Origin of the sequence: Calidithermus terrae (genome assembly GCF_003574345.1) — a bacterium.
In the GTDB taxonomy this organism is placed as follows: Bacteria; Deinococcota; Deinococci; order Deinococcales; family Thermaceae; genus Calidithermus; species Calidithermus chliarophilus.
Window position 1 is genome coordinate 1 of sequence record NZ_QXDL01000165.1, and the last position, 9,476, is coordinate 9,476.

General features: G+C 70.1%; 3 protein-coding genes and 2 pseudogenes. 1 reads left to right on the forward strand and 4 read right to left on the reverse strand.

Features of this window, described 5'->3' with window-relative positions; all coding sequences use genetic code 11:
- Positions 1-81 precede the first annotated feature (81 nt).
- Positions 82-882, forward strand: a pseudogene (locus tag Mterra_RS15795) (glycosyltransferase); the annotation flags it as partial.
- Here the strand turns inward: Mterra_RS15795 and Mterra_RS23205 are convergent.
- The 4 genes and pseudogenes from Mterra_RS23205 to Mterra_RS22450 form a co-directional block, all read right to left on the reverse strand.
- Positions 883-4,197: a ThuA domain-containing protein gene (locus Mterra_RS23205; RefSeq protein WP_119316044.1), complete on the reverse strand. Its 3,315-nt coding sequence runs from the start codon at positions 4,195-4,197 to the stop codon at positions 883-885. It abuts the pseudogene before it with no gap.
- Positions 4,198-4,553: 356 nt separating this feature from the next.
- On the reverse strand, positions 4,554-5,654 hold the full coding sequence (locus Mterra_RS15805; protein WP_119316045.1) for an FG-GAP repeat domain-containing protein: 1,101 nt from the start codon (positions 5,652-5,654) through the stop codon (positions 4,554-4,556).
- 147 nt (positions 5,655-5,801) lie between these two features.
- Complete coding sequence (locus Mterra_RS15810) at positions 5,802-7,958, reverse strand: FG-GAP-like repeat-containing protein (protein ID WP_119316046.1); 2,157 nt, start codon at positions 7,956-7,958, stop codon at positions 5,802-5,804.
- 727 nt (positions 7,959-8,685) lie between these two features.
- Positions 8,686-9,476 (reverse strand): annotated as a pseudogene (locus Mterra_RS22450) (hypothetical protein); the annotation flags it as partial.

The following is a 9,476-nucleotide window of genomic DNA, read 5'->3' on the forward strand; positions in this document are numbered from 1 at the left end:
GGGTGGGGCGAGCGGGTGCGGGTGGTGGGGGCTGCCTACCGCCGCCTTCCCCTGCCGCTGCTGCGCACCCGCCCCATCGGGGTGCGGCCCTCACGCCCCAGCGACCTCGTCCTGCTGCCCCAGCTCACCGGGGCCGAGGCCCTGCGCGACACCGGGGGCCTGCCCGGCGTCGTGATCGTGCACGACATCGGGGTGGTGGACTTCCCCAGCGACCGCGGCACCCTGGACTGGTGGGGCCAGAAGAGCGTAGAGGCCAGCTTCTACGGGCTGCGCCGGGCCAGCCGGGTGGTGGCCGTTTCGGAGTTCACGCGCCGGCGCCTGCTGCACCACCTGCCCGAGCTCGAGGGCCGCGTCGAGGTAGTGCTCAACGGGGTGGACCCGGCCTTCCTCGAGCCCGGCCCCGACCCCCTGCGGGCGCGGGAGTTGCTGCAGTCCCGCCTCGAGCCGGGCCTGGAGGGGCCGCTGGTGCTCTACGTGGGCACCGAGCTGCCGCGCAAGAACGTGGGCCTGCTGCTGCGGGCCTTCGCCCGGGTGCGGCGGCGCTTCCCTGGCGCCGCCTTGCTCAAGGTCGGGGGGGCGGGCGGGGCGCGCTGGCGGGCCCAGACCCAGGCCCTGCTGCGCGAGCTCGGCCTGCGGGAGGGCCGCGAGGTGCGCTTCCTGCAGGACATCGACGACGCCCTGCTGCAGGCGGCCTACCGCGCCGCCGACGTGATGGCGGTGCCCAGCCTTTACGAGGGCTTCGGGCTGCCCGCGCTCGAGGCCCTCGCCTGCGGCACGCGGGTGTTGGTGACCAACTGCGCCGCCCTGCCCGAGGTGGTGGGCCGGGTGGGAACGGTCGTGGAGCCCAGCCTCGAGCCCTTCGCGCGGGCGCTCGAGGAGACGCTAGCCGCCCCAGCCGCTGAGGAATGGCGCCAGGCGGCCCGCGACCATGCCCGGCAACTGACCTGGCCCAGCCGGGCCGAGGCGTACCTGCGGATCATCCGGCAGACGGCCGGCGGCGCTTAGGCCGAAGTTCCCCGCCCACTGGATGCCCCCCAGCAGGTGGGCCAGGAATTTGGGGTCGCTGTAGTCGGCCTTGTCGGAGCCGAGGTTGGTGTACCAGGAGCGCCCCCCGTCGTAGAGGTGGTACCAGGCCACGGGGTGGTCAGCGCCCATGGTGCCCCCGCCCACGTAGGACTCGTCGAGGTTGAGCAGCACGGTGGCCCCGTTGACCCTGGGGTTGACGTCGAAGTTGTAGGCCTCGACCTCGAAGTACCAGGGGCTGGGCAGGCCCTGGCTCGAGGGGTGCGAGCCGTCGGTCACGGTCAGCCTGAGCCCGCTGGCGCGGATCTCGCTGGAGAACTTCGCCCCCACCAGCCGCACGTACCAGGGCCAGCCGTTGAGGGTGTCGGCCGCGCTGTGGACCCCCACGAAGCCCCCGCCCCCCTGGATGTACTGCTGGAGGGCGCTCTGCTGCGAGGCGTTGAGCACGTTGCCCTGGGTGTTGAGGAAGACGACGGCCCGGTAGCGGGCCAGGTTGGCGCTGGTGAAGGCCGCCGCGTCCTCGGTGGCGTCCACGCCGAAGCCGTTGAGGCTGCCGAGCTGCCGGATGGCGGCGACGCCGTCGGGGATGGAGTCGTGGCGGAAGGACTCGGTCTTGGAGAACACCAGCACCCGGTTGGAGGAACCGCTGGCGGGCTGGTTCTCCATCAGCACCACGGGCCCTGTGCCGAAGCAGGCCTCGGGCTCGGGGCAGACGTGGCCGAAGACGTCGTAGTCCCCGTCGCTGCCGATATCCGCCACCCGCGTCTGGTGCAGCCCCTCGGTGCCGATCACCTGGGCACTCCAGCTCGAGCCGCTGCGCAGCCACACGAACAGGCGCTTGCCGCCGCGGAACTCCGAGCCCACCACGTCGAGGTCGCCGTCACGGTCGAAGTCCAGCACGTCGAGGGAGTGGACGCTCTCGACGCCGCCCTCGATGGCGTGGCGGGCCCAGGCGTTCTTCGGGTCGGCGGGGGCCTCGAGCCAGGCCACCTCCCCGGCGCGCTCGGAGGGCGCCATCACCGCGTCGAGGCGGCCGTCGCCGCTGAGGTCCTCGAGCACCACGCTGGCGTAGGGCTCCCAGCCGGGGGCGAAGGTGTACCGGCCCCAGCCCCCCCCGCCGCCGCCGGGGTTCCTCATCCACACGCCGCCCACCGCCAGGTCGGGCCAGCCGTCGCGGTCGATGTCGCCCGCCGCCAGGCCGTTGCGGCCGTAGCCGGGGTCGATGTCGAAGGAGGACCATGAGGTCTTGCTGTTCTGAAGGAAGACCGTGACCACCGAGTCGGTCTCGCCCCGCATGGCGACGTCGGGCTTGCCGTCCCTGTTGAAGTCGGCGACCACGACGTCGTGGGTGCCGGCGTTGCCCAGGCCGTGCTTGGCCCACGAAGTGCCCGCCCCGTTGGCGTTCTCGTACCAGTGGGTGCCGTAGATCACGTCGAGGTCGCCGTCCTTGTCGAGGTCGGCCACGGCGCTGCCGCTCTGGCTGCGCGAGGCGCTGTCGATGGTGCGCTTGGTCCAGCCGGGGGCCTCGTACCACACCAGCTCGACGTTGTCCCCGCCGATGATGAGGTCGGGCAGGCCGTCGCCGTTGAGGTCGCCGATGCTCTTCATCCAGGCCGACTGCGGGCTTTCGGCGTCGATCTGCACCCGCCGGAAGTTGAGGCTGCCGGTCGGCGGGGGTGGGGGCGGAGGCGTGGTGGGGTTGTAGGTCACGCTGACGCTGGCCTGGCCCTTGAGGCCCGCCTCGTCGTAGGCAAAGACGGTGAGGGTGTTGCTGCCGCTCTGGAGGGTGCCGATGGTGCGGTCGAAGGGCACCGACTTGCCGGGGGTGACGTTCACCGTCTCCTCGGGCTCGCCGTTGAGCTTGAAGCCCAGCCGGGTCACGCCCTGGTCGTCGCTGGCGGTGCCCAGGACGCGCACGGCGCTGCTGCCGGTGCTGCTGTTGTTGGCCGGGCTGCTGATGGTGACGCTCGGCGCGGCGTTGGTGCCGGAGGCGTAGGTGAGGCTGAGGGTGACGGAGGTGCGGGTGTTGTTGTTGTCGTAGGCGTGCACCGTGAGGGTGTTGCCGCCTTGCCTCAGCCCGCCGACGTTGAAGCTGAGGCTCACGCTCTTGCCGGCGCTGATGCTGACGTTCTGCTCGTTGCCCCCGTTGAGCTGGTAGCTCACGTGCGAGACGAGGGTGTCGTCGCTGGCGGTGCCCCGCACGGCGACGGTGCTGCTCGAGACCGTGCTGCCGTTGGCCGGCTCGCTGAGGCTGAGGCTGGGCGGGGTGGGCGGCGGGGTGTAGTTGACGGTGAAGGACCTCGAGCCCTTGTTCCCCTCGCTGTCGTAAGCGCTCACCACCACCACGTTGGCGCCGGGCTTGAGGAAGCCGAGGGTGTGGTCGATGTTGACCTGGGCGGAGGGGTTGACGCCGAAGCTCTCCTCCGCCTCGTCGTTGAGCTTGTAGCTCAGCCGGGTCACGCCCTTGTCGTCGCTGGCGCTGCCCAGGACGCGCACGGTGTCGGCGCTGACGACGGCGCCGTCGGCGGGCTGGCCGATGCTGAGCTTAGGGGTCGAGGCGGAGGCGGCGCTGTAGGTCACGCGCAACGAGGCCGAGCCCTTGAGCCCCGCCGCGTCGTAGGCGATGACCTCGAGGGTGTTCGCCCCGCTTTGCAGGCCGCTGACGCTGAAGAAGAAGGGCACGCTCTTGCCCTGGTTTATGCTGACGGGTTTCTCACTGCCGCCGTTGAGGCGGTAGCTCAGGGCGGTCACGCCCCGGTCGTCGGCGGCGACGCCCTTCACCGCGATGCTGCTGCTGGCGGTGGTGCTGCCGTCGGCCGGCTCGTTGAGGCCGACCTGGGGCGGGGCGTTGCGCGGGGCCCGCCGGAACTCGACCTTGGCCGTGCTCTTCAGGCCGGTGGTGTCGTAGGCGTTGACCAGGACGGTGTTGTCCCCCTCGGCCAGGCCCGTGACGGCGAAGTCGAAGGGGACCTGGCGGCCCACGGTGATGCCGACGGGGTGCTCGACCCCGCCGTTGAGCTGGTAGGTCAGGCGGGCGACCCCGTTGTCGTCGAGGGCCTCCCCCTGGACCGCGACGCCGTCGTCGGGGATGGTGGAGCCGCCGAGGGGCTGGCTGATCCGGATCTCCGGGGGCGTCCCGTCGCCCCTGGCACACGCCGCCAGCAGCAACACCATTCCTGCCAGCAGCCCCCAAAAGAGCTTTCCCTGTGTTGACCCTGGCCCCAAACGCATAACGCCTCCGTTAAGGCAACGACTCAAGCCACGTAATTCAACCGTGAGAAGACACTGAGGGCGTTGAGAATCGTGTAAAGGTCCGTTTAGCTAGTGTTGAGTTCCCCTTGAGCTTGGGGATATGCCAAACGCTTTTGCAATTCTGTCAACTTTCACATCTTACCACCGAGCTTGGATGGACTCAATCCGAAACACGCTTTAGCCCGTACGGGCTCGAGCGTGAAACCCGGGATTTTTCGGGTTTTGGGGTATTCCCGGAAGGTTCACCGGGAAAAATGCGCCTCCCCCAAGCGGGGGGCTCAGCGGCTCGAGCGGTTCTCCATCAGCACCACGGGCCCGGTGCCGAAGCAGGCCTCGGGCTCGGGGCAGACGTGCCCGAAGACGTCGTAGTCCCCGTCGCTGCCGGCGTCGGCCACGCGGGTCTGGTGCAGCCCCTCGGTGCCCAGGACTCGAGCCTCCCAGCCGTTCCCCTTGTTGAGCCATACGAACAGCCGCTTCTGGCCGCGGAACTCCGACCCCACCACGTCGAGGTCGCCGTCCTTGTCGAAGTCCAGCACGTCGAGGGAGTGGACGCTCTCGACGCCGGGCTCGATCACGTGCTCGCGCCAGCGGGCCGCGGGGTCGGGCGGCGCCTCGAGCCAGGAGACCCGGCCCTTTTCCTCCGAAGGGGAGGCCACCGCGTCGAGGCGGCCGTCGCCGTTCACGTCCGCGAGCACCACGGCGGCGTAGGGCACCCAGTCGGTGTAGGTGTGCTCGCTCCACCGGGCCTTGGCGAGGCCGGGGCCGGGGTTTTTCATCCACACGCTGCCCGTGATGAGGTCGGGCCAGCCGTCGCGGTCGATGTCGCCCACGTCGAGCCCGTTGCGGCTGCGGCGGGGGTCGAGCTCGAAGGGGCGCCAGTCGTCCTTGGCGTTCTGCAGGAACACCGTGATCACAGTGTCGGTCTCGCCGCGCATGACCACGTCGGGCTTGCCGTCCTTGTCGAGGTCGGCGACCACGACGTCGTGGGTGCCGGCGTTGCCGAGCACGTGCCGCTTCCAGGACGTCCCCCGGCCGTTGAGGTTCTCGTACAGCACCACCCCCACCACCAGGTCCAGGTCGCCGTCCTCATCGATGTCCGCCGCCGCGCTGCCGCTTTGGCTCTTGGCGGCAGGGTCGATGGTGCGCTTGACCCAGTAGGGGGCTTGGTACCACACCAGCGGCCCGTTGCCGCCGCTGATGACGAGGTCGGGGAGCTTGTCGCCGTTGAGGTCGGCGACGCTCTTGATCCAGGCCGATTCGGGGCTGGCCTTGTCGATCTGCACCCGGCGGAAGCTGAAGGGGTTGCCCTGGGCCCCCAGCAGCAGGGCCAGGGCCAGGCTCGAGAGCAGGAGTCGGGTCTTCCATCGCGGTGGGTTCACGGCCTCTCCTCGGGGATGGGGTAGCGCTGGGCGGCCCGGGGGCCTCCGGCTCCACCAGCGAAACTACCAGATCGCCGGGCGCTCGAGCGTGAGCCCACGCTGAGAGGCCCCGCCGTGCCGGGGCGGGGCCTCGAGCCGGCCGGTTGCTCAGTTCTCCAGCAAGACAACAGGCCCGGTGCCGAAGCAGGCCTCGGGCTCGGGGCAGACGTGCCCGAAGACGTCGTAGTCCCCGTCGCTGCCGGCGTCCACCACGCGGGTCTGGTGTAAGCCCTCGGTGCCGACCACACGGGTCTGCCACGAGCCGCCCTGGTTGAGCCAGATCATGGTGCGCTTCTGGCCGCGGAACTCCGAGCCCACCACGTCGAGGTCGCCGTCGCCGTCGAAATCCAGCACGTCGAGGGAGTGGATGCTGTCAACGCCGGGCTCGATGACGCGGCGGGTCCAGGCGTTCTTCGGGTCGGCGGGGGCCTCGAGCCAGGCCACCTCGCCGGCGCGCTCGGAGGGCGCCATCACCGCGTCGAGGCGGCCGTCGCGGTTCACGTCCGCCAGGACGACGGCCGCGTAAGCCTGCCAGCCGGGGGCGAAGGTGTACCGGCCCCACCCCCCGCCGCCGCTCCCGGGGTTCCTCATCCACACGCCGCCCACCGCCAGGTCGGGCCAGCCGTCGCGGTCGATGTCGCCCGCCGCCAGGCCGTTGAGCCCGTAGCCCGGCTCCACGTCGAAGCTGTCCCACGAGGTCTTGCTGTTCTGCACGAACACCGTAACCACGGTGTCCTGCTCCCCGCGCATGGCGACGTCGGGCTTGCCGTCCCTGTTGAAGTCGGCGACCACGACGTCGTGGGTGCCCGCGTTGCCGAGGCTGTGCTTGGCCCAGGAGGTGCCCCTGCCGTTGGCGTTCTCGTACCAGTGGGTGCCCACCACGAGGTCCTGGTCGCCGTCCTTGTCGAGGTCGGCCACGGCGCTGCCGCTCTGGCTGCGGGCGTAGGCGTCGATGACGCGCTTGGTCCAGCCGGGGGCCTCGTACCACACCAGATCGTCGGCGTCGCCCGCGATGACGAGGTCGGGCAGGCCGTCGCCGTTGAGGTCGCCCACGCTCTTCATCCACGCCTCCTTGGGGCTGGCCGCGTCGATCTGGACCCGCCGGAAGTCGAGGTCGCCCGTGGGCGGCGCGGGGCTGTAGGTCACGCGCGACGAGGCCGAGCCCCTGAGCCCCGCCGCGTCGTAGGCGATGACCTCGAGGGTGTTGCCCCCCTCCCTGAGCCCGCCGGCGGTGAAGCCGAAGCTCACGGTCCTGCCCGCCGTGACGCCCACGTCCTGTTCGGCCCCGCCGTTGAGCCGGTAGGCCAGGCGCGTCACCGAGGCGTCGTCGCTGGCCGAGCCGCTCACCTCCACCGAGGGGCTGGCGAGGGTGCTGCCGTCGGCAGGCGCGGCGATGCGGACGCTGGGCGCGGCGTTGGTACCGCCGCTCGAGCCGTAGTTCACGGTCAGGGTGTAGGTGCCCCGCGCCCCGTCCGGGTCGTAGGCGCTGAGGACGATGGTGTTGCTCCCCGGTCGCAGGAAGCCCACGCTGTGGTTGAAGCTCACCCGCTCGCCAGGTTCGACGTCGATCTCCTCCTCGGGCTCGTCGTTGAGCCGGAAGGTCAGGCGGCTCACGCCCTTCTCGCCGCTGGCGCTGCCGCGCACCTGCACCGTGGCGGCGTCGCTGGTGCTGCCGTCGGCGGGGGAGAAGACGCTGAGGGCGGGGCCCCCGCCCGGCTCGGGCGTGCCCTGGCCGTAGTTTACGGTCAGCGCGGTGGAGCTGGCGTTGCCCTCGTCGTCGTAGGCGGTGAGCACGAGGGCGTTGGCCCCGGGCCGCAGGAAGCCGACGGTGTGGTTGAAGCTCGAGCGGCCGCCCGGGGTGACGCGGATGACCTCCTCCGGCTCGTCGTTGAGCCGGAAGCTCAGGCGCACGACCTGCCCTTCGTCGCTCACCTCCCCCTGCACCCGCACCGTGTCGCTGCCGCTGCTCGAGCCGTCGGCGGGGGACTCGACGCTGATGACCGGGGCCCCGGCCTGCTGGGCGGCCAGGAAGAGCCGCACGCTGGCGCGTCCCTCGAGCCCCGCCGCGTTGTAGGCGCTGACCACCAGCTCGTTGTCGCCGGGCTCGAGGCCCGCGACGCTGAAGTACTGCCGCACGCTGCGCCCGGGGGCCAGGCGCACCGCCCGCTCGGCCCCGCCGTTGAGCCGGTAGGCCAGGCGCCGCACCCCGACGGCGTCTTCCGCCAGCACCCGCACCCCCACGCTGCCGGAGCTGCTCGAGGCCACGCTGCTCAGGCTAAGGGCCACCCGCGGGGCCGAGGCCGGCGCGGGGCGGTCAGCGCAGGCTGCCAGCACGATCAGCAGCGACCAGAGAAATGCCCGTCTGAGATCCTTGCCCGCAATTTGCCCGGATTTTCTCATAATAGACCCCGCTCACCTTAAATTCGTGTCATCTAACATCAGAGGCTCGCGGTTCATCCTGAGGAATTGCTGAGCTAGGGATGATCACCACGGAAATCGTTCGCTCACGGTTTGCATGGGAAAAGCGAATAATCCCGAGACCGAACTGCGGAAGGGTGCTTGGGCCGGCCTTGTTCTTATTAATCCTTCCGTGAATTGGGGCGAAACCGGCTGGAATTTCCATAAACCCGGGTGCCTGGTTGTTCGGATAGCCGTACTGGTGCTATTGGCGGCTTTTCCTCGCCAACGGCTCCTGCAAGAAATCCATTGATCCTGCAGGACGGACGAGCACCCCGGGCGCGAAGCCCGGGGTGCTGCGGCAGTGAGGAGGCCCGTGGGGGGTTATACCGGATTCAAAAAGATAATCATCCAGCCCAGAACCCTGGAGGCTATCTTTTTGGACCCTAGAGCACACCCCTCCCTGACGGCCGGCGAAGAAAGCGTCTCCCTTCCAAGGGGCGGTACCGCCCTCCGCTACGCGGATAACTTCGGCCGGCCGCCCCACCAAGGCGGGGCGGCCGGCCGAAGGGAGACGAACTAACCGAATCGGGTATTAGTTCTTGTCGCTCAGGGCGCCCTCGATGTTCATCGAGCTCTGGGGGGCATTGCCGCACGCCTCGTAGAACATGAAGAAGGCGTCGCGGGTGTAGCACTCGCTGTTGCGCTCGTTGCGCACCTCGAGGCGCAGCCCGGGCTTGACGTACTGGCGGACGGCGCCGGGGTCGGAGGCAGGCAGGACCTTCTTGCCGTAGACGTCGGTGAAGAACTCGCCGCCGCCGCCCGGCGTCTTGGAGGCGTCGATGGACAGCGCGGGGCCGCCGGGGTCGGTCGCCACCGCGAACAGGCGCTGCTCGCCCACGTTCTGCCCGATGCGGATCATCTGGGTGCAGGTCGAGTCGGTGCAGCCGGTGATGGGGGTGACGGTGTCGAAGGTGAGGCCGGCGAGGCTGAGGCCCAGGATCAGGCCCTTATCGGCGCTGCGCCAGGGCTCGTAGCCGTTGAGGTCGGGCTGCACCTTGATGGTGCGGGTGCCGGTGCTGAGGGGAGCCACCTGGGAGGGGGTGAGGACGCCCTGGGGGCAGGTGACGTTGAGCGGCAGGTCGGTGTTGTTGTCGCGGGAGGCGCCGAAGTCGGTCATGAGGCGCAAGTCGGCCACGATCTCGCCCGTGGACTTGTTGGCCACCGTCACCTGGAGGCTGTGGAACTGGCGGCAGAAGCGGCCCGCGCCGCCGGTGCCGAAGTGGTGGACGAAGAGCCAGCGGTAGCCGTCGCGCTCCCACACGTAGTTCTTGAAGCCCGGGTGCGGCTCGGGCAGCACGCCGCTGTTGTGCAGATCGTCCTGGA

What these genes read in the sequence shown, in the direction of transcription:
- Mterra_RS23205 (WP_119316044.1), bottom strand. Translation starts at nt 4,197, where the DNA reads ATGGTGTTGCTGCTGGCGGCGTGTGCCAGGGGCGACGGGACGCCCCCG.